The organism is Ruegeria sp. CJ9, from assembly GCF_056536625.1.
Map to the genome: position 1 here is coordinate 233,353 of NZ_JBQFPY010000003.1, position 22,835 is coordinate 256,187.

At 58.1% G+C, this 22,835-nt stretch carries 19 protein-coding genes; 8 read left to right on the forward strand and 11 right to left on the reverse strand.

Translation table 11 applies throughout. The features are described 5' to 3' along the window. Positions 1-56: 56 nt before the first annotated feature. Together ACR0AJ_RS09135 and ACR0AJ_RS09140 are read left to right on the forward strand one after the other, a co-directional pair. The gene (locus ACR0AJ_RS09135; RefSeq protein WP_480740724.1) at positions 57-1,094 is read left to right on the forward strand and encodes a murein hydrolase activator EnvC family protein; all 1,038 of its coding nucleotides are present in this window, start codon (positions 57-59) and stop codon (positions 1,092-1,094) included. A 6-nt stretch (positions 1,095-1,100) separates the two neighbouring features. Beyond that, a complete protein-coding gene (locus ACR0AJ_RS09140) occupies positions 1,101-2,441 on the forward strand; it encodes a S41 family peptidase (protein ID WP_170350038.1) in 1,341 nt (446 codons plus the stop codon). Between the two features lie 43 nt (positions 2,442-2,484). On the opposite strand, the gene ACR0AJ_RS09145 is transcribed toward ACR0AJ_RS09140, so the two are convergent. The 3 genes from ACR0AJ_RS09145 to ACR0AJ_RS09155 all read right to left on the reverse strand — a co-directional run bounded on the left by ACR0AJ_RS09145 (position 2,485) and on the right by ACR0AJ_RS09155 (position 5,217). Beyond that, a complete protein-coding gene (locus tag ACR0AJ_RS09145) occupies positions 2,485-4,011 on the reverse strand; it encodes an MFS transporter (RefSeq protein WP_480740671.1) in 1,527 nt (508 codons plus the stop codon). Between the two features lie 79 nt (positions 4,012-4,090). Next, the gene (locus tag ACR0AJ_RS09150; protein ID WP_170376868.1) at positions 4,091-4,444 is read right to left on the reverse strand and encodes a hypothetical protein; all 354 of its coding nucleotides are present in this window, start codon (positions 4,442-4,444) and stop codon (positions 4,091-4,093) included. 11 nt (positions 4,445-4,455) lie between these two features. Then, on the reverse strand, positions 4,456-5,217 hold the full coding sequence (locus ACR0AJ_RS09155) for a DUF6478 family protein (protein ID WP_170376866.1): 762 nt from the start codon (positions 5,215-5,217) through the stop codon (positions 4,456-4,458). Positions 5,218-5,458: 241 nt separating this feature from the next. Between ACR0AJ_RS09155 and ACR0AJ_RS09160 the strand changes: the two genes are divergently transcribed. The 4 genes from ACR0AJ_RS09160 to ACR0AJ_RS09175 are packed head-to-tail and all read left to right on the forward strand — an operon-like array spanning position 5,459 to position 11,711. After that, positions 5,459-8,566: an ABC transporter transmembrane domain-containing protein gene (locus ACR0AJ_RS09160; protein WP_170350042.1), complete on the forward strand. Its 3,108-nt coding sequence runs from the start codon at positions 5,459-5,461 to the stop codon at positions 8,564-8,566. Next, positions 8,559-9,449 carry a CPBP family intramembrane glutamic endopeptidase gene (locus ACR0AJ_RS09165; RefSeq protein ID WP_480647410.1) on the forward strand — a complete coding sequence of 297 codons (891 nt, stop codon included), beginning with the start codon at positions 8,559-8,561 and terminating at the stop codon, positions 9,447-9,449. Before ACR0AJ_RS09160 ends, ACR0AJ_RS09165 begins: the two co-directional genes overlap by 8 nt. Positions 9,450-9,507: 58 nt before the next feature. Next, positions 9,508-10,440, forward strand: a complete 933-nt coding sequence (gene accD / locus ACR0AJ_RS09170; protein WP_170350044.1) for an acetyl-CoA carboxylase, carboxyltransferase subunit beta — start codon at positions 9,508-9,510, stop codon at positions 10,438-10,440. Further along, entirely contained in the window at positions 10,437-11,711 is a 1,275-nt protein-coding gene (locus tag ACR0AJ_RS09175; RefSeq protein ID WP_480647412.1) for a bifunctional folylpolyglutamate synthase/dihydrofolate synthase, read from the forward strand. Before accD ends, ACR0AJ_RS09175 begins: the two co-directional genes overlap by 4 nt. Positions 11,712-11,789: 78 nt before the next feature. On the opposite strand, the gene zapE is transcribed toward ACR0AJ_RS09175, so the two are convergent. Then, positions 11,790-12,848, reverse strand: coding sequence for a cell division protein ZapE (zapE, locus tag ACR0AJ_RS09180; RefSeq protein WP_170376859.1), 1,059 nt, complete (start codon positions 12,846-12,848; stop codon positions 11,790-11,792). A 150-nt stretch (positions 12,849-12,998) separates the two neighbouring features. Here zapE and ACR0AJ_RS09185 point away from each other — a divergent pair, with 150 nt between their 5' ends. Then, the gene (locus tag ACR0AJ_RS09185; protein ID WP_480740673.1) at positions 12,999-14,240 is read left to right on the forward strand and encodes an MFS transporter; all 1,242 of its coding nucleotides are present in this window, start codon (positions 12,999-13,001) and stop codon (positions 14,238-14,240) included. A gap of 1 nt (position 14,241) precedes the next feature. Here the strand turns inward: ACR0AJ_RS09185 and ACR0AJ_RS09190 are convergent, their stop codons facing one another. From ACR0AJ_RS09190 to ACR0AJ_RS09210, 5 genes are all read right to left on the reverse strand, one after another. Then, entirely contained in the window at positions 14,242-14,862 is a 621-nt protein-coding gene (locus tag ACR0AJ_RS09190; RefSeq protein ID WP_480740674.1) for an HAD family hydrolase, read from the reverse strand. A 145-nt stretch (positions 14,863-15,007) separates the two neighbouring features. Continuing rightward, positions 15,008-15,463: a YaiI/YqxD family protein gene (locus ACR0AJ_RS09195; protein ID WP_170350049.1), complete on the reverse strand. Its 456-nt coding sequence runs from the start codon at positions 15,461-15,463 to the stop codon at positions 15,008-15,010. Further along, the gene (sthA, locus tag ACR0AJ_RS09200; RefSeq protein WP_170350050.1) at positions 15,460-16,917 is read right to left on the reverse strand and encodes a Si-specific NAD(P)(+) transhydrogenase; all 1,458 of its coding nucleotides are present in this window, start codon (positions 16,915-16,917) and stop codon (positions 15,460-15,462) included. Before sthA ends, ACR0AJ_RS09195 begins: the two co-directional genes overlap by 4 nt. Positions 16,918-16,920: 3 nt before the next feature. Further along, a complete protein-coding gene (gene fghA / locus ACR0AJ_RS09205; RefSeq protein WP_480740675.1) occupies positions 16,921-17,754 on the reverse strand; it encodes an S-formylglutathione hydrolase in 834 nt (277 codons plus the stop codon). Positions 17,755-17,855: 101 nt separating this feature from the next. Then, positions 17,856-18,785 (reverse strand): AEC family transporter, encoded by a 930-nt coding sequence (locus ACR0AJ_RS09210; protein WP_480740676.1) that lies wholly within the window; start codon positions 18,783-18,785, stop codon positions 17,856-17,858. A gap of 182 nt (positions 18,786-18,967) precedes the next feature. Here ACR0AJ_RS09210 and ACR0AJ_RS09215 point away from each other — a divergent pair, with 182 nt between their 5' ends. Continuing rightward, positions 18,968-19,585 (forward strand): TetR/AcrR family transcriptional regulator, encoded by a 618-nt coding sequence (locus tag ACR0AJ_RS09215; protein WP_170350053.1) that lies wholly within the window; start codon positions 18,968-18,970, stop codon positions 19,583-19,585. 86 nt (positions 19,586-19,671) lie between these two features. Here ACR0AJ_RS09215 and ACR0AJ_RS09220 read toward each other — a convergent pair whose 3' ends face one another. After that, positions 19,672-21,042: an HlyD family type I secretion periplasmic adaptor subunit gene (locus ACR0AJ_RS09220; RefSeq protein WP_480740677.1), complete on the reverse strand. Its 1,371-nt coding sequence runs from the start codon at positions 21,040-21,042 to the stop codon at positions 19,672-19,674. Then, entirely contained in the window at positions 21,039-22,781 is a 1,743-nt protein-coding gene (locus ACR0AJ_RS09225) for a type I secretion system permease/ATPase (RefSeq protein ID WP_480740679.1), read from the reverse strand. The genes ACR0AJ_RS09220 and ACR0AJ_RS09225 overlap by 4 nt, the downstream gene beginning before the upstream one ends. Between the last annotated feature and the right edge of the window lie 54 nt (positions 22,782-22,835).

Genomic DNA, 22,835 nt, shown 5'->3' on the forward strand with positions numbered 1-22,835 from the left:
CGACGCCGGTCCACGCCCAGACCGACCCGTCCACAGCGGCGCTGAATGCGGTGCAAATGCTGGAAGACGCATCCGTCGCCTTGACTGAGGCCGACAGCGCCCGTGACCGCGTGCGTGCCCTGACCGAAACCATTCAGGCTTATGAGGCCGGTCTAACCGCCATGCGCGAGGGCCTGCGCCGCGCCGCCACGCGCGAGGCACAGTTGACCACTGAATTGCGCAGCCGCGAGGATGAAATCGCGCAGTTGCTGGGCGTGTTGCAAACCATCGAAACAACCGCGCCGCCGATTTTGATGCTGCACCCCTCTGGCCCGTTGGGATCGGCCCGCGCAGGTATGATGCTGTCCGAGGTCACGCCAGGTTTGAACGCTCGCGCGCAAGAACTGGCCCACGACCTGCAAGAGGTTCAGACCCTGCGGCAGCTACAACAAAGCGCCGCTGATACTCTGACCGAAGGCCTGACCGGTGTGCAGACCGCGCGTACGAAGCTCAGTACCGCCATAGCAGATCGGACAGATTTGCCGGTGCGTTTTGTCGAAGATCCGGTTCGAACGGCGATCCTGATCTCGTCCACAGAAACGCTGGAAGGGTTTGCCAGCGGACTGTCGGAAATCTCAGAAGGGGAGATTGCTGAAACCAACGCGGATATTTCCCAGCGCAAGGGTGAAGTTGCATTGCCCGCTCAGGGTGTTGTGCTGCACCGCGCTGGTGACACGGATGCAGCAGGGGTCAAGCGCCCGGGTGTGGTGCTGGGCACACGTCCACGCGCGATTGTGACATCGCCGACTGCGGCTACGATACGTTATCGCGGGCCGCTGCTGGATTTGGGGAATCTGGTCATCCTAGAACCTCAACCCGGTCTTTTATTCGTATTTTCGGGGCTGCAAGAGGTCTACGGCAACCCCGGTCAGGTGATCCCCGAGGGCACTCCGGTCGGCTTGATGCCTGGTGAAACGCCCGAAATCGGCGCTATTTTGTCAACAAGCAGTGATGGCACTGGAACTGATCGGTCAGAAACGCTCTATATAGAGGTAAGACAGGATAACAGCCCCGTGGACCCGGAATCGTGGTTTCGGACCAGCAAGGATGGATAAATACATATGAAGAAATTTGTGATGGCCGGTTTGGCCGGAACCGTGGCAGGCATACTCGCAACTACTCAGATCGCAGGACCCCTGTTGGCACAAGAGGCTGAGAACAAGGCCAGCGTCTATGAGCAGCTTGATCTGTTCGGGGACATTTTCGAACGCATACGTGCGCAATATGTTGAAGAGGTTGAGCCCGAGGAGCTGATCGAAGCCGCGATTGATGGCATGCTGACATCGCTGGACCCGCATTCCAGCTATCTGTCGCCTGACGATGCCGAACAGATGCGCGTGCAGACACGCGGCGAATTTGGCGGGCTGGGTATCGAAGTCACGCAGGAAGAGGGCTTTGTGAAAGTCGTCTCTCCGATCGATGACACCCCGGCGGATGCGGCTGGGATCGAGGCTGGGGACTTCATCACCCATGTCGATGGCGAAAGCATTCTGGGCCTGACGCTGGACAAGGCGGTGGATCTGATGCGCGGACCTGTGGGTTCGGAAATCGTGATTACGGTCGTGCGCGAAGGGGAACAGGAACCCTTTGACGTCACGATCATTCGCGACACGATCAAGCTGACCGCTGTGCGTGCCCGCACCGAAGGCACCAGCGTCGTGCTGCGAGTGACCACCTTTAACGACCAGACCTTCCCCAACCTTCAGGAAGGGCTGAACGAACAGATCGAAGAGGCTGGTGGCATCGAAAAGGTCAATGGCTTTGTTCTGGACCTGCGCAACAACCCGGGCGGTCTGCTGACGCAGGCGATCAAGGTTTCCGATGCCTTCCTGAACGAGGGTGAGATCGTGTCTACCCGTGGCCGCGATCCGGGCGAGGGTGAGCGGTTCAACGCAACCCCAGGCGATCTGGCCGAAGGCAAGCCGATTGTGGTTCTGATCAATGGGGGTTCGGCCTCGGCGTCCGAGATTGTTGCCGGTGCCTTGCAGGATCACCGCCGCGCCATCGTGGTCGGCACCAAAAGCTTTGGCAAAGGTTCTGTTCAGACGGTCATGCCGCTGCGTGGCGACGGGGCCATGCGCCTGACTACGTCGCGGTATTACACACCGTCGGGTCGTTCGATCCAGGCGCTTGGCGTCAGCCCCGACATCATTGTCGAGCAACCGCGCCCGGTGCCGGATTCGGAAGAGGAAGATTCGAACCGTCCCGCCCGGTCCGAAGCCGACCTGCGCGGCAGCCTGAACAATGACAGCCTCAGCGAAGATGAGATTCGTCAGATCGAGGAAGACCGAGCCCGGGCCGAAGCCACAGCCGAGCTACGGGAAGAAGATTATCAAATGGCCTATGCTATCGATATCCTCAAAGGTTTGTCGGCCTTCAACCCGAACGGGCCGTCGCAGTAAACAAACGGGGCCGCCAGACAGGCGGCCCTTCTTCTTTGGTGGATCAGCTTTCCACTTTGTGCAGCTTTTCCTCATCCAGCAACATCGCCAATAAGACGCCGACAGATACTGACACAGTGGCGAAAATGAACGCCATGTTCATGCCGGTGTCAAACGCTGCGGTGATGGCGGTTTTGACCTTTTCGGCTTCGGCCGTGCTCAGTTTGTCCATGATCGCGCGTGCAGAGGATGTGGTCAGCGTCCCACCGTTGATGGCTCGCTGATCGGATTCCGACATATCAATCCCGGCGGTCGCCAGACGTTCGCCCAGGCTACGCAGACTGGCCAGATACATGATCGCGGTCGCGCAGGCCACCGAGATGGCACCATAGACGAGGTGAGTCATGAAACTCAGCCCACCGACCAACCCGGCCCGTTCCGGTTTCACTGCGCAAACCGCAGCGGTGCCAGAAGGGCCCACCGTCAGCGTGGCCCCCAACCCAATCATCGCCATACCGGGCAGAATCTGAAAATAACCCAACCCTGCGGGCAACACGACAACACTGGCCGCACCGATAGTGGCGCACAGGTAACCCCAGAACAAAAGCCGTTTGGGACCGAAATCGTTGTACAGCTTGCCCGACAAGATGGACCCCACGGCAAGCAGAACAGTAAGCGGGGCCAACCCGAATGCAGATTGCAACGTCGACCAGCCCAATACCTTTTGCATGTATTGGGGGAAATACATCAACCCTACGAACGCTGCTGAGACATTGAACATGTTCAGGCCCAGCGTGATGCGAAACTCTCTGTTTGCCATCATCTGGGGCAGCAATAGGGGTTCTTTCACTCGTTTTTCCACTTGTGGGAACAAGACGAACAGAACAGCGCAGACGAAGAACAACATCAGCAACGGCGATGAGGTCCAGCCCCAATCTGCACCCACGTCCAACCCATAAAGCAACAGCAGGACAGCCAAAGACAGTACGCCCATACCTGCGACATCGATGTGTTCGCCTTTTTTGTGCTGGGTTTCGCGCTCCATCAACACCAGGGCGGTGACCATCGAAATGGTCGCAAACACCACGTTTGCAAGGAAAAATAGCCGCCAATCCCCAAGGTTCACGACCGTACCGCTGATCAGCGGGCCGATGACGTTACCGCATGTGACGCCTGCCAGAATAAGCCCCATGATCATGGCGCGATGTTCAGGGCGCGAGACTTTGGTGGCGCCGTAGGCCAGCGTGCAGGGCCAGACACATCCCGCGCCGATCCCCTGTAATGCGCGTGAGACAATCAGAAAATCCAGGCTAGGCGATACAAAACACATGACTGAGGAAAACAGAAAGATCGACAGGCCGATCAGCATCAACTTGCGGTGCCCGTACATGTCGCCAAGCCGCCCCCCGGCAACCATCGTCATGGCAAAGAACAGGGCATAGATGTTCAAAACCCATTGGGTGCTGGTGATATCGGCGTCGAAACTGTTTTCGATAGCCGGAACCAGGATCAACGCGCCGGTAAAGTCGATGCCGATCCCGAACCCCGTCACCATCAGCGCGATGAGTTTAATGATGCTGCTGCGATCCATGAGCTTGCCCAAGTTGCTGCGGGTCGCTCAAGGATGCACGGGATTCTGATGAAAAGATAGGGACTTGGCCCTATACGGGCTATTCGCCCACGCTCTGCGCCCGCCGAAATGCCCGTTTCAGCATATCCAGTTCCGCGCGCAGCAGCTCGACCTCAGCGCGAAGATCATCCGCTGCCGGGGCGCCTGCGATAATGGTAAAATCGCCAAGTTTTTCGGACGTGCCTGCGTCCACGATGACAAAGCAATGCACGCCATCGGACAGTGCCTTCACGGGTACAGGGACAGTCAGTGCCCATCCGTCATCTGCTGGTGTCACGCGCACGTCTTCCAAAGGTTCGCCCAAGTACAGAACCTCAACCGCCACCTCCGCTTGCAGGTGACCCTGCCAGAGGCCGTTCTCGAACCGGATGGGTGTCAATGTCGGTTGCGTCATGGCCGAACCTCTTACAAATCGGCGCGATGGTGGCGGCAGAAGGTCAGATCGCGCAGGGAAACGCGATTCATCTGCGGGTTTTCAAAGATCAGGTCCAGCCAGATCTTCTCGATCCGCGACTCATTCAAGGGCAAATGTGCCAGATCGAAATCGACTGAGCAGGAGCTTGCAGACAGGTCCAGCTTGCGCAGAACCTGTTCAGCGTTGGGTCCGTGCTGGATGTTGAGACGGGCGAATATCTCAAGCGGCTGCTCGGCCTCGATCAGGGTATCCACACGCATGAGATGCTGTTTGGTCAGGCCCTGAGCAGCCTCGTAGGGCAATTCCACAGACAGGGACAGGAAAGAACCGGAAAACCCGAACACTTCAACTGTCATCCCATATGCGGCCAGATCCTTGTCGCGGGAATTCCGGGTCTGCCGCATTGCTATTTCGGCTAGGGAACAGTCGTGGAACAAGGTCACCTGCCGGTCCATCTGCGCCTTTCGTGCGGCCGAGGCCACACCCGGACGCGCCAATGGCCCGCGCCACAGATCCGGTCGCCAGCACCAATCGGTGCCAAGGGGTTTTGGGAATTGGGTCGACCCAATTCGAGGTCGGGCCAGACGGCTGTCGGCCTCATGAATCAGCAACTGCAGATGCGTGCGCAGCTTGCGCGCATCATCACGCTGTTGCCGCAGTTGCGGTTCAGGCGCAGCAGACGCACCACGCAGGGCCTGACGCCAGCGTTCGACGGCGCGGCGTTGAATATAGCGATCCAGAAGTCTGCCCATGGCCCCATCATTCAAAGTGTGACCCTGTTTAGTCAAAGACAACGCAGGGTTTAAAGGAGAATAAACGATACTGAGGGGCAAATCTCGCGAATTTGTGACTGATGGGGCGGATGGGCAATCGATTTGAAACCTGTTAGCCCAGCCATTCTTGCAATCGTAAAGGTCAGTGCGTACCGTCTGATACCTGATTGCAGTGGATCATCCGAAAACGCATCCAATAGATTTGAGGCAAGGCCGGGGCATGGAACCCACTCTATTCGCTTTCATATGGAAACATTCGAAAAAACAACAGCTTGTGCTGCTGTTTCTGACGGTTCTGTCATTCCCGTTCCTCTATGCCTCGCTTGAGTTGCCCAAGCAGATTATCAACGGGGCCATTGGCGCGCCAAGTAATACGGTAACGATCCTGGGATTCTCGGTAACGCAGGTGCAGTATTTGCTGATCCTGTGTTTCGCCTTTTTGGCAACCGTGATTGCCAGCGGGTTGATGAAAATGCGCATCAACACGATGAAGGGCATCCTTGCTGAACGCATGTTGCGCCGTTTGCGGTTCACTTTGATCCATCGCACCATGCGGTTTCCGAAATCCTACTTCGCCACCACCAGTCAGGGTGAGCTGGTGTCGATGATCACCTCTGAGGCCGAACCGATGGGTGGCCTGATGGGCGACGCGATCGCGCAGCCGGTGTTCCAGTTCGGGCAGATGATGACCATCGTCACCTTCCTGTTCATGCAGAGCGTCTGGTTCGGCCTTGCCAGTGTGGCTCTAATCCCTCTACAGGCCTGGCTGATTCCAAAGTTGCAACGCCAGATCAACCTGCTGAACAAGGAACGTATTCAAGAGGTCCGCAACCTCAGTTCAGAAATTGGCGAAAGTGCGGCTGGGATCAGCGATCTGCGCACCAATGGCGGCTGGCGGTATCGGCAGGCGCAGTTCAGTCATCGTTTGGGGCTTTTGTTCGAGATCCGGTTCAAGATCTACAACAAAAAGTTCTTCATGAAGTTCCTCAACAATCTGATCACGCAGATGACGCCGTTCCTGTTCTATTCGGTAGGCGGCTATCTGGCGATCACGGGTGAGGTGACAGTCGGGGCGCTGGTTGCTGCACTTGGGGCCTATAAGGATCTGAGCGGCCCGTGGAAGGACCTGCTGACCTATTACAATCAGGTACAGGACATGTCCCTGCGGTGGGAGGTCGTGACCGAACGCTTTGCGCCTTCAAACATGATCCCTGAAAATCTGTTCGTGGGTGAGCCCGAGACTATTCCGCATCTGACGGGCGATATCGAGTTGCGAAACGTCACCGTGCGCGATGATGACGGCAAGACCATTCTGGAAGATATCGACCTGACCATTCCCAAGGGTGCGCGGGTCGCCATCCAATCGACCCATGCCGCGGAACGAAATGCGCTGGCGCAGGTCCTGACCCGCGAAGTCCTGCCGGTGCAGGGCGACGTGATCATGGCGGGTCACAATCTGAAAGACCTGCATCAGGTCGTGATTGCGGCCCGGATCGGCTATGCCTATTCGCGGCCCTATCTGTTCGACGGCACGCTGGGCGACAATCTGTTAATGCCCCTGCGTCCGCATCCTCAGCATGAGGCCGATGCCGCCGTGGCGCCGACTCGCTGGCAAATCGAAGCTGCCCGCGCTGGAAATCCGACGGATTCGCTGACGGATGAATGGATTGATCCGGGGCTTGCCGGGCTGGACGATGTTGATGACATTCGCGCCTGGTGGTTCCAACTGGTCGAAGCGATGGGTACTGACGAACTTATGCTGCGCCGTACCCTGCGCACACAATTTGATCCCATTTTGCATCCTGATCTGGCGCAGGACGTGGTCAACCTGCGGGGGACGATTGCGGAAAAGCTGCAGGAAAAAGGGCTGGACCAACACGTTTATCGGTTCGACCCGGATCGTTTTAACCCGGCTGTTCCTTTGGGGGGTAACCTGCTCTATGCGACTCCGTCTCGGGATATCACGCCCGAGTCTATGGCGGATGATCGGCGGTTCAAGAACATGCTTGGGATGCATGATCTTGCCGATGACGCCATGTCCATGGCCAGCGCCGTGATGGAAACATTGGATCAGGCCTTTGGCCGCGACGGCACCGATCACCCGCTGTTCCTGCGTCTGGGGATGTCCAAGGACATGTATCACCGTCTGCTCGACATCAAGGATCGGCGTAAGTCGAGAGGAGACAACGGAATTTCCGAGGATGAGCGCGCTTTGCTGCTGACGCTGCCGTTCCTGCTGACGGCTGAGCAGATTGGCCCGGACTTCCCCGAGGAATACAAGGACAAGATTCTGTCAATCCGCAAGGATCAGGCCGAACGGCTGCGTGGGGCGCTGGATGGTATGTTCGTGCCTCTGTCGCCCGACAGCTACATCCCGCGCCTGACGGTGATGGAGAATGCGATTTATGGCCGGGTGTCCCTGATGGCCGGAGCCCATGCCGATGAGATCGAAGATGTCGTTGCTCAGGCCGTGAACGAGGCTGGTCTGCGCCGTCGGGCTGCGTCGACTTTGTACGATCTACCGACCGGGCTGGGCGGAAACAACCTGCCAACCGTGTTTCAAGAGCGCGCGGCGTTTTCCCGCGCGGGGATCAAACGTCCCGATATCCTGATCCTCGACAAGGCATTGGCCAGCCACGATTCCCAAAGCCGTCTGCGCACACGTCTGCGGCTGCGCGAATTGTTGCCCGAATCGATCATGATCTTCATGGAGGATCATTTTGCGCACCCTGAGGCCTATGACTTGTTCATCGAGATCAAGGATGGTCGGATTGACGGTGTCTCGCGCACCCAAACCCACCACGAAGACGGGGCCTCGGCTGATCTGAGTCGCAAGCTGCAGATCATATCCTCGACCGAGCTGTTTTCGGGGCTGGATGCGCGCAATCAGCGGCTGCTGGCCTTTTCGGCACAATGGTACGAGGCTGCGTCGGGGCAGATGATCTTTTCCCGTGGGCAAGCACCCGACGCGGCGTATCTGTGCATCAAGGGGCAGGCCAATCTGGACTGGACCGATGAAAGCGGTGGCACGCGCACTATATCGATCATTGAACCCGGTCGGTTGATCGGCGATCTGTCAATTATCACCGGCGATGTCCGTCAATTGGATCTGACAGCGGCCACAGATTGTACGTTCCTGCGCATCGGAGCAGAGGAATTGCGCGCTGTGATCGAAAGCGATGCGTCGGTCGCGGTTCAGTTGCTGCAAACCGTTGCCGGGTATCTGACCACGTTGTCCACAAGGATCAACACCATCCAACACGCATCTGAGGTGTTCCCTGAAATCCCACAATCCATCGAAGGTGAAAGCTCTGGCAACAATGCCTGACCCTCACGCATATGCCGCCCATGAGGGGCTTGTGGGCGACGCACGCGCCCGGCCCGAACTGTGGCGCCTCGCGGCGGGTCTGGGTATTGTCCTTGTTCTCTATGTGACGTTGAACGCAGTGTTGTTTGCCTTTGTCGGGCAATTGCTTCAACCAGATCAGGCGCAGGGTCTTTTGCATGGAACCTCAACGTCGGCCGCGCTGATTCTGCTGTTGAGTTTCGGTTTCCTGACGCTGGGCGTGGCTATCGCCGCCCGTCAAATGCAGCACCGGTCTCTGGCCGCCATCCTTGGCCCGCGCCGCCTGTTATTGCAACAATTCTGGATGGTCCTGCGTGCCTTGGTGATTCTGGGCCTGATCATGGCGGCCCTGCCACCCTATGGTATGGGTGAGACGCTGACGCAAAACCTGGCCCTGTCCACATGGTTGCTTTTGCTGCCAGTGTCGGTGATTGCGGTCCTGATTCAGACCAGCGCCGAAGAAGTGCTGTTTCGCGGCTATATCCAGCAATGCTTGGCGGCTAGATTCCGATCTCCGGCGATCTGGATGGGAGTACCTTCGGTACTGTTCGCAGCAGGGCATTATGCGCCCGGTGTCACCGGCGAGAATGCCCTTCTGGTGGCCATTTGGGCGTGTATTTTCGGCCTGCTGGCGGCGGATTTGACCGCAAGGTCGGGAACATTAGGACCTGCTATTGCATTGCATTTTCTGAACAATGCGGTCGCGCTTCTGTTCATTTCGCTGCCTGAAACGTTAAGCGGGTTGGCATTGTATCTGCTGCCTTACGACATGTCCGAAACCGGCTCGTTACGGCAATGGCTGTTCGTTGATTTTGCGGTAATGACTGTCAGCTGGTTAACTGCACGTCTTGCGCTCAGGCGTTGATTGCATTTCTTTCCGTTGCGTCTTATTTGACGTCAATGCCGCAAAACAAGGTTCCGACATGAACTGGATCACAAACTACGTCCGTCCCCGGATCAATTCGATCTTCTCGCGCCGGGAAGTGCCCGAAAACCTTTGGCACAAATGCGATGAATGCGGCACGATGCTGTTCCACCGCGAGCTGGCGGAAAACCAGAATGTATGCACCCAATGTGATCACCACATGGCGATCACCCCGCGGGACCGTTTCGCACACCTGTTTGACGGTGGTATTTTCACCGAGGTCGAAGTTCCCGCACCAACAGCTGACCCGCTGCAATTCCGGGACCAGAAGAAATACCCGGATCGCATGAAAGCAGCTCAGAAAAAGACCGGTGAGTCTGAGGCAATGCTGGTTGCTCGGGGCGAAATCGGGCGCACCCCGATTGTGGCTGCCGCACAGGACTTCTCGTTCATGGGTGGATCGATGGGCATGTATGTCGGCAACGCCATCATCGCCGCCGCACAAGAGGCGGTAAAATTGAAGCGCCCGTTGGTTCTGTTCTCAGCCGCTGGTGGCGCACGGATGCAAGAAGGTATCCTCAGCCTGATGCAGATGCCGCGTACAACCGTGGCCGTTGAGATGCTGAAAGAGGCGAACCTGCCCTATATTGTCGTGCTGACTCATCCCACTACCGGTGGCGTGACCGCATCTTACGCGATGCTGGGCGATGTCCATATTTCGGAACCCAATGCGCTGATCTGTTTTGCAGGGCCGCGCGTGATTGAACAGACCATCCGTGAAAAACTGCCCGAAGGGTTCCAGCGCGCGGAATACCTGCTGGATCATGGCATGTTGGACCGTGTGACCAAACGGACCGAGATGCGTGAGGAACTGATCACCATTACCCGGATGCTGATGAACCAGCCGCCAGCGGTCAAAGGCGATCTTCCCGCGCCTCAGCCCGAAGAGGCCAAGGCCGAAACCCCAGCCGAGGAAACGGTCGAAGAATGACCAGCCCGACATCTGACGTCATCCTCGACCGGATGATGGCGCTGCATCCCAAGATCATTGACCTGACCTTGGATCGTGTCTGGCGTTTGCTGGCAGCTTTGGACAATCCGCAGGTCAAGCTGCCACCGGTGATCCATATCGCCGGAACCAATGGCAAGGGCTCGACCCAGGCGATGATCCGTGCCGGGTTGGAGGGCGCGGGGCTGTCAGTCCACGCCTATACCTCGCCCCACCTCGCGCGGTTTCACGAACGCATCCGATTGGCCGGAGAGCTGATTTCGGAACCCGCTTTGACCGCCGTTCTGGATGAATGCTACGCCGCCAATGATGGCGAAAACATCACTTATTTTGAGATCACGACCTGCGCGGCCCTGCTGGCTTTTGCACGGACGCAGGCAGATTACACGCTGCTTGAGGTCGGCTTGGGTGGCCGTCTGGATGCCACGAATGTCATACACGAACCGGCAGTAACGGTGATCACGCCAGTTTCGATCGACCACGAACAGTTTTTGGGAGATACGCTGGGCAAGATCGCAGCCGAAAAGGCGGGCATCATCAAACCTAGTGTGCCCTGTATCGTCGGCCCGCAACAGGACGAGGCGCTAGAGGTCATCGAATACACCGCCGCACGCCTGGGAGCGCCGCTGCTGGTCCACGGTCAGCACTGGCATGTGCATGAGGAAAACGGGCGCCTGATCTATCAGGACGAAACCGGGTTACGTGATCTGCCATTGCCCAACCTGCTGGGTGCGCATCAAATTCAGAACGCTGGTGCCGCGCTGGCCGTTCTACGGTACCTTGATCTGGGCGACGACGCCTACGAGGCCGCAGTGACCCGTGCCGAATGGCCCGCTCGTATGCAGCGCCTGAAAACCGGTCCCCTGGTCGAGGCTGCGCCACAAGCTGAGCTGTGGCTGGATGGTGGCCACAATACCGCTGCTGGAGTAGCACTGGCGGATGTTTTGACCAAACTGCCAGAGCGCCCGACGCATTTGATCTGCGGAATGCTCAACACTAAAGACGTGACGGGTTACCTCGCACCGCTCGCGAAACAGGCCCAAAGCCTGACCGCAGTATCGATCCCTGGCGAGGCCGCAACGCTGAGTGCCGAAGACACGGCCGCTGCCGCGGCTAAAGTCAACCTAACCGCCACAACCGCCGACAGTGTTGCCGACGCTCTGAAAGCAATTGTCGGGGAAAACTCACAAGCCCGTGTTCTGATCTGCGGTTCGCTGTATCTGGCGGGAAACATCTTGCGCGAAAACGGCTAAATTCTCTGCCCGCAGGGGCTTCATCTGGCCAATAATACCTCGAGGGAGCCACGCAAAGCGCGGCGGGGGCTCAGCCCCCTATTTCCCCCAGTCCTGATCCTGCATTTCCCGCAGTCGCGAGGCAGTGCGTTCAAACTCGAACGTCCCTTCGCCTTCGACATACAACATCTCGGGCTCAGCCGCGGCGGAACAGATCAACCGAACCTTGGCCTCGTACAAGGCGTCAATCAATGTGACGAACCGTTTGGCTTCGTTGAAGTTGTTGCGCGACAAGCGCGGGATGTCCTCTAGCACCAGAACCTTCAACTCATCTGCAATTGCTAGGTAATCCGCCGGGCCTAACATGCGACCACACAGATCGTAGAACGTGGCCCGGGCAACTCCGTTCCGAAAGGCCGGCAGCTCGACCGATCGGCCTTTGACCTGCAAGACTAGCGGTTCCGCCGCACCGCCCGACAAATCGGTCCAGACGTCACGAATGTTCTGCCGTGCCTCGGGTCCGATTGGAGTGAAGTATACCGGTGCGCCCTCCAGCCGGTTTTGGCGGTAATCTGTGGGAGATACCAGCTCCCACACCTGAAGCTGTTCCTTGATGCGGGCGATGAAAGGCAGGAACAACTGCCTATTCAGCCCGTCCTTGTACAAATCGTCAGGGTGCCGGTTTGACGTGGTCACAACCACAACGCCGCCTTCATAAAGCAGGTCGAACAGACGCCCGACGATCATGGCATCGGTGATATCGATAATCTGCATCTCGTCAAAAGCAAGCAGCCTGACCGAATTCACGACCTCTTTCGCCACCGGAGCCAAGGCATCCTCGACCCCATCCTGACGGGCTTTGTGCATGCCGGCATGAATTTCCTGCATGAACGCATGAAAATGCACTCGACGCGCAGGAATATCCTCCAGCGCATCGACAAACATATCCATCAACATGGATTTCCCGCGCCCCACGCCACCCCAAAGATACAACCCCTTGGGCGGGGGCGGAGCCTTGCGGAACAACCCGCGTTTAACCGGGGCGGACAGCGCCGCGCGGATGCGTTCGAAATGGGGTAGGACGGCCTCTTGCGCATCGTCCCGGGTCAGGCTGCCCTCGGCAATGCGGGCGTTGTAAATCGAAATCAGATCCGTCATGGATTCGAGCCATAGCGCCCGCGTTGAGCCTTGAAAAGCGGCCATTTCCCACGACCCATCAAATTTCCTTATCCGTGACCGCAAATCTGCTGATTTGACCGACTGCACAAATCCGCTACCGTCCGTCGAACCGATACCCCCGAGGTCCCTATGTCGCATTCTACGCGCCTGCTGAACCCAATTCTGATCGTCGGATGTGTCATCATCACGGTCAGCTTTGCTGTGCGGGCCTCTTTTGGAGTATTCCAGATTCCGATTGCCAGCGAGTTTGGTTGGCTGCGCACCGATTTCTCGCTGGCCATAGCGATCCAGAACCTGGCCTGGGGGATTGGACAGCCGATCTTTGCTGCAATGGCTGAAAAGATTGGCGACCGGAAAGCCATCATTCTTGGCGCGTTGACCTATGCGGCTGGTATGGTTCTGTCGGCTTGGTCTGTAACGCCGTTTGGTCATCAAATGTATGCGTGGCTGGTTGGATTTGGCATCGCGGGCACGGGTTTTGGTGTCGTACTGGCGGTGGTCGGGCGTGCGTCGTCTGACAAGAACCGCTCGATGTCTTTGGCCATTGTCACGGCGGCGGGCAGTTTCGGACAGGTGATTGGCGCACCGACGGCGGAATGGTTGCTCAGCTTCCTGCCCTGGCAACAGGTGTTTCTTGTCTTTGCAGCTGCGATTCTAGCCCTTGTGCTGACGCTGCCTTTCATGCGCGCACCACAACCGGTCAGCAAGGCCGAACTGGAAGAGAGCATGAGCCAGATTCTGAGCCGTGCGTTCCGCGACCCCTCTTATGCGATGATCTTTCTGGGGTTCTTCAGCTGCGGCTATCAACTGGCGTTCATCACCGCCCATTTCCCAGCCTTCGTGACCGAGATGTGCGGTCCGATCCAACCCGGTGGTGTGCTGCATTCGCTGGGCATCACCACCACCTCGGCCCTGGGGGCTGTGGCAATCTCGTTGGTGGGGCTGGCGAATATTGGTGGCACCTTACTGGCCGGTTGGGCCGGTAATCACTTCCCCAAGAAATACCTGCTGGCGTCGATCTATACCGCCCGCACATTGGCGGCTGCGATCTTTATCCTCATGCCGATTACACCAATGTCGGTCATCGTATTTTCGATTGTCATGGGCTCGCTCTGGCTGGCGACTGTGCCTCTGACCTCGGGTCTGGTCGCGCATCTGTACGGGCTGCGCTATATGGGTACCCTGTACGGTTTCATCTTCCTCAGCCACCAGATTGGAGGTTTCCTGGGCGTCTGGCTGGGCGGGCGCATGTATGACGTCTATGGCGATTACACGATGGTCTGGTGGATTGGCGTAGCCGTTGGCGCCTTCAGCGCTATAGTTCACCTGCCCATTCGCGAAAACCGCAGCGGAACGCCGGTTCCGGCCTGATCTACTTGGCCTCGTCTGGGGTCAACAGACCTTCGGCCACCAACCTTTCCGCCCAGCCCTGAGGGCCAGTGAAATGATGCGTCTGCCAGCCCCGCGCGCGTGCCGTTTCGATGTTGTCGATCCGGTCATCGGCAAACAGCAAACTGCTGGGTGGTAGACCACAATCATCCTCGACCATCTCATAAATCGGGGAGTGCGGCTTGACCGCTTTCATCCGGCCCGAGACATACTGCCGGTCAAATTCGTTCAGGAACGGATAAATCGTGGTGGCATAGTCGAAATTCTGCACCCCAAAATTAGTGAGCGCGAAAACCGGGATATTCTTTGCACGCAAAGCCCGTTGCAGGCGAATGGAATGCGGGATTTCCGGCGTGGCCAATTCGATCCACTTGTCATGCCACAAGCGGATTTCGTCGCGCCATTCGGGGTATTTCTCAGCCCAATTATAGATCGTATCGGTAAAATGGTGGCCCTGATCAACCAGATCGTTCATCCCGTGCAGATCAACCTCGGCAAACATGGCGCGGCGGCGGTCTTCTCCGATGGCCTTGTCATAGTAACGCTCTGGCTGCCATTCGATCAGAACATTTCCAATGTCGAAAATTACGGCTTCAATCGGCATGTTACGCCCCTGTCAAATCAATCTCTGCTTGCGCCCGACTGAACCAATCCCGGGCACGACTTTCAAGTCGGAACCGCAGCGCGCAGCGCTGCCCGGCCCAACGGGAGAAGGCGCATCATTGATGCGTCGCCGACGGGCGGGAGAGTTACCGGCGCCGCGCTGCGCGCAGTTCACGTTCCAACGCATCCAGAAACCGGGATCGATCCGCCTTGCCAAAAGGTTTGCCTCCGCCACCAGCCCCCAGCGGATTGGCTGCCCGCAGGTCGGCCATCAGATCGCGCATGGCTAGCTGCTGGCCGATATTGGCTGCCGTAAACGCTTCACCATTTGGGCGCAGCACGCGTGCCCCGGCTTCAACGCATTTGGCGGCCAAAGGGATATCCGAGGTCACCACCACATCCCCAGGCCCACAACGCTCGGCGATCCACTTGTCCGCCTCGTCCGCGCCTTCCGCAACGATGACGACCTGCACCAGGGGATTGGCCGATGGCCGCAACCCACCATTCGAGACCAACGCCATCGGCACCTTGTGGCGTGTCGCCACCCGCTCGGCTTCGGCCTTCACAGGACAGGCATCGCCATCGACATACAGGGTGGTCACGCCTTCTTGGCCTGTTTCTTGGCGGGTTCTGCGGGTTTCTTGCGCACCTTGAACTCTTCGGGGATCGGCATCCGGTTGAACGCGTCCAGACCGGCGATCTTGTAGGCTTCGGCCAAGGTCGGGTAGTTGAACGTGTTCTGCACGAAGTAGTCCACCGTGCCTTTCAGGTTCAGCACCGCCTGCGCGATATGGATTAACTCAGTCGCCCCTTCGCCAACGATCTGCACGCCCAGCACCCGGCGGGTTTTCAGCGAGAACAGCATTTTCAGCATGCCATGCTCCAACCCCATGATATGCCCGCGCGAGGTTTCGCGGAATCGTGCGACACCAACCTCATATGGGATGCCGCGTTCCTCCAATTCTTCCTCGGACATACCGCAGGTGGAAATCTCGGGCACCGAATAGATGCCATATGGATACCAAGGGCTTTCTGGCAGTGTGGGGGTGTCCAACGCATGACAGGCCGCGACACGGCCCTGTTGCAACGAAGTTGAGGCCAACGACGGGTGCCCGATCACATCGCCGGTGGCATAGATATGCGGCACAGTGGTCTGATAGGTTTTACGGTCCACCTTGATGCGGTTGCGATGGTCCGTCTCCAAACCAACTGAGTTCAAATTCAGCGCCGAGGTCGCACCCATGCGCCCGGCCGCAAACAGCAGCATTTCAGCACGGACATGGCGGCCATTATCCAGTGTGACTTCGACATGATCCCCTGTGTCCTCGATCTTTTCCACGGCAGAGCCCAGCCGCAGATCGACGCCGTTTTCGCGAATTTGATGGGTGAAATCGTGGATCAACCGCTTGTCGATGAAATCAAGGAAGGTTTCGCGCGGCTCGATCAGAGTCACGCGCACATCCAGTGCCGAGAACATCGTGGCATATTCAACGCCGATTACCCCCGCGCCGATCACGACAAGCGAGCGCGGAATCTCGGCCATTTCCAGAAAGTCATCGCCGTCGACCACGGTTTTGCCGTTAAAGGGCACGTAATCCGGGCGGTAGGTTTTGGTCCCGGTGGCGATCAGGAACTTGGCTGCAGTCAGGCGTGTGGTTTCACCGGCATCAGTGGCGACCTCAATCTCATGGGGGCCGACGAACCTGGCCAGACCGTTCAGGGTTTCCACGTGGTTGCGGTTGAACTGATGTTCCAGCACGTCAACCTCGTGATCCAGCGTCATGTGCAGACGCGCCTTGAGGTCTTCGGCGCGGATTTGATCCTTGACCCGGTAAGACCGGCCATAAAAACTGCGCTCGCGCCAGCCGGACAGGTTTAGCACCGTTTCGCGCAAGGTTTTCGAGGGGATTGTGCCGGTATGAACCGACACGCCGCCAAATCGGTCTTTGCGGTCAATCACCAGCACACGACGTTTCAGTTTGCCCGCCTGGATTGCCGCAGAACGCCCTGATGGCCCTGACCCGATGATGATCAGGTCATAGTCAAATTTGCTCATCCGTCAGTCCCCGTACAGCGCTTCGGCGTGGAAGGTGATGTGGTCTTCCATGAAGGTCGATACAAAGAAATACGAGTGATCATAGCCCGGCTGTAAACGATAGGTTGCCTGCTGGCGTCGTTCCGCGATGGCTGTCGCCAGCGCCTCGGGGCGTAGAAGGTCGATGAACTGATCATTGGCACCGGTGTCGATCAGGATTGGGCCGTCAAAGCCAACCTCTTTCATCATCAGCGAGGCATCGTGCTTGGCCCAAGTGGCTTCGTCATTACCCAGATAGGCGCTCAGCTGTTTGCGCCCCCAATCCGCGCCGGTCGGGTTCGAAATCGGCGCGAAGGCCGAAACCGACCGAAACCGACCTGGCAAGTTCATCGCCAGGGTCAGCGCCCCGTGGCCACCCATTGAATGACCAGTGATCGCTTGACGATCCATGTCGATGGCGAAGTTTTCTGCCAGCCGGTTCGGCAGTTCCTCGGCCACGTAGTTCCACATGTTAAAATGCGGTGCCCATGGGGTTTGTGTTGCATTCACATAGAATCCAGCGCCCTGGCCCAGATCATAGTCATCGTGATCGGCCACGCCTTCACCCCGTGGAGAGGTGTCGGGGAACACAACGGCAATGCCTTGTTCGGCTGCCCAGGCCTGCGCACCAGCCTTGGTCATGGCGTTTTCGTGGGTGCAGGTCAGGCCAGACAGATACCACAGGACGGGAACCGGGCCGTCCTTTGCCTCGGCAGGTAGAAACAGACCAAAGGTCATGTCGCATTGGCAGGCTGGCGACGCATGGCGGTAGACGCCCTGCACGCCACCGAAACAGGCGTTTTCCGAAAGGGTTTCCATCTGGCAGAGTCCTTAAATTTAGATCGCGTTATGGCTAACGATCCAAGGACGCCGCGTAAAGGCCGCACGACTTCGGCGCGCATTTTTTTGAATGCTTTGGCTCAGAGCGTCCCAACCCAGGCAATGACCACCGGCACGGTCAGGATACTGACCGCAGTCGACAGCAGGATCGCTGCTGAGGCCCGGTGCGGGGCCACACGGTAGTGGGCCGCTAGCATGTAAACATTTCCGGCCACCGGCAGCGCCGCTGCCGCAATTGCGACCGTGGCGGAAAAGGCATCGACTGGCATCAACCACAGCAGCAGCACGGCCACACAAGCCGGGTGAATGACCAACTTGCAAAAACTCAGCCATGCCGCAACCTGAATGCGTTCGGCGGACTTGGACGCCAAAGAGGCCCCAATTGCAAACAAAGCCCCCGGTGTGGCCGCCCCGCCCAGAATGGTCAGAAAATCATTGAGTGCCGCCGGAACCGGCATTTGCAAAGCCGACCACAGAAGCCCTGCGGAAATCGAAACGATCATTGGGTTCTTCAACAATCCCAACCCAATCAGGCGCAACGTTGCCGGGGTCAGCCGCCCGTCGCGCCCCGCGTTGATCAAAATCACGATCAAGGACGAAAACACCACCAGATCAACGGTCAGAACCAGCATGACCGGCCCAATGGCGGCCTCGGACAACAACAGCGCCAGCATCGGTAGTCCCAGAAAGCCGACATTTCCGATGGCGGCACATTGGGCCTCGACCGCCGCGGTAGGAATATCAAGCCTGCGAACCCAGGCCACTCCAGTTGCCAGACCATACACGGCGAGAGTTCCCAGCAGATAGCCCGCCATCAGCCGACCATTGAAAATGTCGGCAAAGGGCAGGGTGGCGGCAAAGCGAAACAGCATCGCCGAAAGTGCGAAATAGAACACGAACTTTGTCAGATAGGCTGTCGCGTCTTCGGTGAAAAAGCGGCTGCGCCCGGCCCAGTATCCCAGGCCGATGATTGCAAAAAACGGAAGCGTGCGCAGAAATATTTCGACCATGCCCAAAGTGTTAGCATCGTTTGACCGCGCAGCAAGCCTTGAACGACAACGACCGGAAGCCGCGGGTTTGCGGGGCAAAACATTCAGAATTCACATTCCGTTACGCAACGGGACAACGCGAATCGTTGTATCTGTACTGATCGGTTTATAGTTTGAGGGGAACACTAACCCTAGGAGAGCTCATGACTCAGACAGCCGCCATCCTTCGCACGGGCCGCAAATTCGATCAGGTTTTGCGCGGAGCCCGAGAAGTTTTCATGGCGGATGGGTTCGAAGGTGCCAGCGTCGATGACATCGCGCGGGCGGCAGGCGTGTCCAAGGCGACGCTCTACAGCTACTTCCCCGACAAGCGTCTGCTGTTCATGGAAGTCGCCCAGACCGAATGCAAGCGTATGGCTGAAAGAGTCATTTCGATGATCGACGACTCCAAACCTGCGCGCGAAGTGTTGACGATCACGGCGACGCAGCTAACCGCATTTCTAGTGTCCGATTTCGCGCAGCAGGTATTTCGTATCTGCGTGGCCGAGCGGGATCGGTTCCCTGAATTGGGCCAAGCGTTTTACGAATCCGGACCTCAGAATGGCCAGCGTCATATGGTCGAATATTTGGAAAAGGCCGTTCAAAAAGGCGAATTGGTAATCGAAGATGTTCAGATTGCAGCCGAACAGTTCTCAGAACTGTGCAAGGTTCGCTTCTGGACCAAAGCCGCGTTGGGCATCCAGACCAATTTCAAACAATCCGAGATTGATGAGATCGCGTTGCACGCAGTGGACATGTTCATGGCGCGTTACGGCGTCTGACGCTTAAGCACGCATTGATACTGGTTGGATCGGGACAACGATCTCAGAAATGCCTGCGCCCAAATCGCGGGCGCAGGCAGCCGTAATCACTCGATAAAGGTCTTGGCCAACCGATCGCTGATGGGTTGCGACAGGTAGCTTATGACGGCGCGTTCGCCGGTATTGACGAACAAATCTGCGGGCATGCCGGGCACCAGTTCCAATGCGGCCACGTCTCGCGGTTGTTCGGCATTCAGCTTTACCCGCGCCTTGTAATAGGCTTCGCCGGTGCGTTCATCCTCAAGCGCATCGGCTGAGATGTCGAAGATATGCCCCACAGCTTCGGGCACGTCCGCTTGCGCAAAGGCCGACAGGCGGATGCGCGTGGATTGACCGATCCGCAGCTTGTCAATGTCGCCGGTCTTGACCCGTGCCTCGACGATCAGGGCCTGATCGGCTGGGACGATATCCATGATTGGCGCACCCGGGCGGATCACCCCGCCATTGGTTGACACTTCCAAATTCACAACGCGTCCGCTGGTCGGGGCCAGAACCTGTGTTCGCTTCAGGCGTGCCAGCGTGCCCGCGAATTGCGGTCGAACCAGATCAAGCTGGGCCTCAACAACAGCCAGCTCCCCGGCGAGGACCTCATCGCGTAGTTTTTGCTGGCTGAGCAGGGACAGCTCCAACTCTTGCACTTGATCTTCGGCCTGGGCGATCTGGGTGCGCAATGATGCGTCAACGCCAGCCAGCCGTTCCAACTCGATCTGCCGTGCGCTGACCCGCGTGACGGCGACCAGCCCCTTATTCAACAGCGTCTCTAAGTTGGACAACTCAACCCGCGTGATCTTGATCTGGTTCCGGGCCGCGCGGCGCTGTTCATCCAGACCCGTGACCTGGTTGCGTAGGCCCGCGATACGTTGCGCGTTGATCTGCGCTTCGGTCCGGCGGGCACGGGCTTCGGCGTCAAATAGTTGTTTCTGGGTCAGGTAAGGCGACACCCAATGCAGGCGGTCCATTCCTTCGCGGAATCCCGCCAGGGCGGTGGTTTCTTCAAATTGGCTCTGCCCGCTCATTTGCGCCAGCAGGCGCGCGCGGCGAACCGACAGCTCACCCAACTGGCTACCCTGAACGCTAAGATCCACGTTAATCTCGGTGCTGTCGAGCTGAACCAGAGGCTGCCCTGCCTGCACAAATTGGCCGTCTGTGACCAGGATCGACTGAATTATGCCGCCGTCCAGATGTTCGACCGTTTTGCGTTGGCCCTCTACCACAAAGGATGCGGGTGCAACCACGGCACCATCGAGTTTCGAGGCAAAGGCCCAATAGGCGCTGCCGCCGACGAAAGCCGCCAGGGTGAAAAGCCCAAACAGAACATAACGGGCAATACCGGAGGACCTTTCCGATATCTCTTTTAGCTGTGCCTCGTGAAATCCCACGGCAGTGCGAGGGGCTGAGTATTTGACCAGGTCAGTCATTGGGCCGCTCCTGTGATCTGAGTTTCATCCACCCGGCTGGGTGCCGGTTGTGTTGGTTTGTCCAGAACGTTGCGGCGATTGACTTTCAGAACGTCCTGCTTGTCGCCGAACTGGGTTTGATTGCCATTGCGCAACACCATCACCTTGTTCGCCGCCTGCAGCGTGGCTGGGCGATGCGTCATGACAATGGCAATCCCGCCGCGTTCCTGCACGGCCAGCAAAGCATCGCGCAGGGCCTGTTCGCCCTCGGCGTCCAGATCCGAGTTGGGTTCATCCAAAACCAGAACAAACGGATCACCGTATAGCGCACGTGCCAGAGCCAGCCTCTGACGCTGACCGCCGGACAGGAAAAAACCGCGGCCAAGCCTGGTTTCGTACCCGTCGGGCAAACCGCTGACCAGTTCGTGAACCCCTGCTTCGCGCGCGGCACGCAGGACCTCGGAATCGTCGATCGCGGTGGAGAACCGGGCAATGTTCTCGCGGATTGTGCCATCGAACAGCTCGACATCCTGTGGCAGGTATCCGATCTGTTTGCCCAAGTCTTCGGGATTCCATTTCGACATCGGGCTGCCGTCCAGCAGGACCTCGCCCCGTTGCGGATGCCAGATGCCCGCAAGCATCTTGCTCAGCGTGGTCTTGCCCGAACCACTCTGGCCAATCACTGCCAGAACGTCCCCGGCCGTGAGGCTGAAATCAATCGCCCGGATGGTGGCATTGATCGCAAGCGGAGGGCCTGCCTGAGCGATGCGGACGTCCATCGATTTGAACGCACGCGGCAAGTTCAGGTTTTGAGGCGCCTCGGCAAAATCTTCGGTCAATTGTTTGATTTTGCTATAGGACCCGCGTGCAGCCAGAAAAGTGCGCCACTGCCCGATCAACTGATCAATCGGAGCAAGCGCTCGGGCCAGAACAATCGTGGCAGCAATCATGACGCCTGCGGTGGACTCGCCGATCACGGCCAGTGCCGCACCCATCCCCAGAACCGCTGATTGCAGGCCCATACGTATGGTCTTGGACAATACGGAAAAGCTGGCCACCAGATCAGCGGCGCGGGTTTTGTGTTGATGCGCGTCAGTTTGCAGCGCGGTCCAGCGGCGTACCAGATCGGATTTCATACCCAGCGCATGGACCAGTTCGGCATTCCTGTCGCTGATCTTGAACAGCGCATCCGACCGCCCTCGTGCCTGCGCGGCGTGCTGCATCGGACCTCGGGATCGGGCGTTGTTGATCAGCGCCATCAATGTCAAGGTCAGCGCTCCGGCCAGACCCAACAAACCCAGAAACGGGTGCAGCACATAAAGAACCATCAGATAGATGGGTATCCACGGAGCATCGAAAAAGGCGGTCAGGGTGGTGCCGGAAATGAATTCGCGGAACCCGTTCACATCCTCGACCAGGTTTTCGCCTGCCTCAGCTTCTCCTTGGACCCGGCGGCGCATGGCGGCCCCCAGGACGGGCGCGCCGACGCTGAGTTCGAACCGGGCGGCCAGGCGGCCCAGAATGCGCATCCGCATCAGGTCGAGGCACGCAATGACGATGAATACCCCCGCCAGCAGCACGGACAAGGCGATCAATGTGTCTATGTTCTGGCTGGACAAAACCCGGTCATAGACCTGCAGCATGTATAGCGGCCCGGCCAGCATCAAGAGGTTCAGGAACAGGCTGAAGATCGCAACCGCAACAAAGCCTTTGCGCAGCGATCCCCAGGCGGTTTTGACGGGATTGGAATTCTGGAACATCGGATAGCCCTTTCCGGTTTGGCAAGCGGGGCGGCCACAAGACCGCCCCGTTGT

What these genes read in the sequence shown, in the direction of transcription:
- ACR0AJ_RS09190 (WP_480740674.1), bottom strand. Translation starts at nt 14,862, where the DNA reads ATGCCGATTGAAGCCGTAATTTTCGACATTGGAAATGTTCTGATCGAA.
- ACR0AJ_RS09210 (WP_480740676.1), bottom strand. Translation starts at nt 18,785, where the DNA reads ATGGTCGAAATATTTCTGCGCACGCTTCCGTTTTTTGCAATCATCGGC.
- ACR0AJ_RS09220 (WP_480740677.1), bottom strand. Translation starts at nt 21,042, where the DNA reads ATGACTGACCTGGTCAAATACTCAGCCCCTCGCACTGCCGTGGGATTT.
- ACR0AJ_RS09165 (WP_480647410.1), top strand. Translation starts at nt 8,559, where the DNA reads ATGCCTGACCCTCACGCATATGCCGCCCATGAGGGGCTTGTGGGCGAC.
- ACR0AJ_RS09145 (WP_480740671.1), bottom strand. Translation starts at nt 4,011, where the DNA reads ATGGATCGCAGCAGCATCATTAAACTCATCGCGCTGATGGTGACGGGG.
- sthA (WP_170350050.1), bottom strand. Translation starts at nt 16,917, where the DNA reads ATGAGCAAATTTGACTATGACCTGATCATCATCGGGTCAGGGCCATCA.
- ACR0AJ_RS09140 (WP_170350038.1), top strand. Translation starts at nt 1,101, where the DNA reads ATGAAGAAATTTGTGATGGCCGGTTTGGCCGGAACCGTGGCAGGCATA.
- ACR0AJ_RS09135 (WP_480740724.1), top strand. Translation starts at nt 57, where the DNA reads ATGCTGGAAGACGCATCCGTCGCCTTGACTGAGGCCGACAGCGCCCGT.
- ACR0AJ_RS09155 (WP_170376866.1), bottom strand. Translation starts at nt 5,217, where the DNA reads ATGGGCAGACTTCTGGATCGCTATATTCAACGCCGCGCCGTCGAACGC.
- fghA (WP_480740675.1), bottom strand. Translation starts at nt 17,754, where the DNA reads ATGGAAACCCTTTCGGAAAACGCCTGTTTCGGTGGCGTGCAGGGCGTC.
- ACR0AJ_RS09185 (WP_480740673.1), top strand. Translation starts at nt 12,999, where the DNA reads ATGTCGCATTCTACGCGCCTGCTGAACCCAATTCTGATCGTCGGATGT.
- ACR0AJ_RS09215 (WP_170350053.1), top strand. Translation starts at nt 18,968, where the DNA reads ATGACTCAGACAGCCGCCATCCTTCGCACGGGCCGCAAATTCGATCAG.
- accD (WP_170350044.1), top strand. Translation starts at nt 9,508, where the DNA reads ATGAACTGGATCACAAACTACGTCCGTCCCCGGATCAATTCGATCTTC.
- ACR0AJ_RS09160 (WP_170350042.1), top strand. Translation starts at nt 5,459, where the DNA reads ATGGAACCCACTCTATTCGCTTTCATATGGAAACATTCGAAAAAACAA.
- ACR0AJ_RS09150 (WP_170376868.1), bottom strand. Translation starts at nt 4,444, where the DNA reads ATGACGCAACCGACATTGACACCCATCCGGTTCGAGAACGGCCTCTGG.
- ACR0AJ_RS09175 (WP_480647412.1), top strand. Translation starts at nt 10,437, where the DNA reads ATGACCAGCCCGACATCTGACGTCATCCTCGACCGGATGATGGCGCTG.
- zapE (WP_170376859.1), bottom strand. Translation starts at nt 12,848, where the DNA reads ATGACGGATCTGATTTCGATTTACAACGCCCGCATTGCCGAGGGCAGC.
- ACR0AJ_RS09225 (WP_480740679.1), bottom strand. Translation starts at nt 22,781, where the DNA reads ATGTTCCAGAATTCCAATCCCGTCAAAACCGCCTGGGGATCGCTGCGC.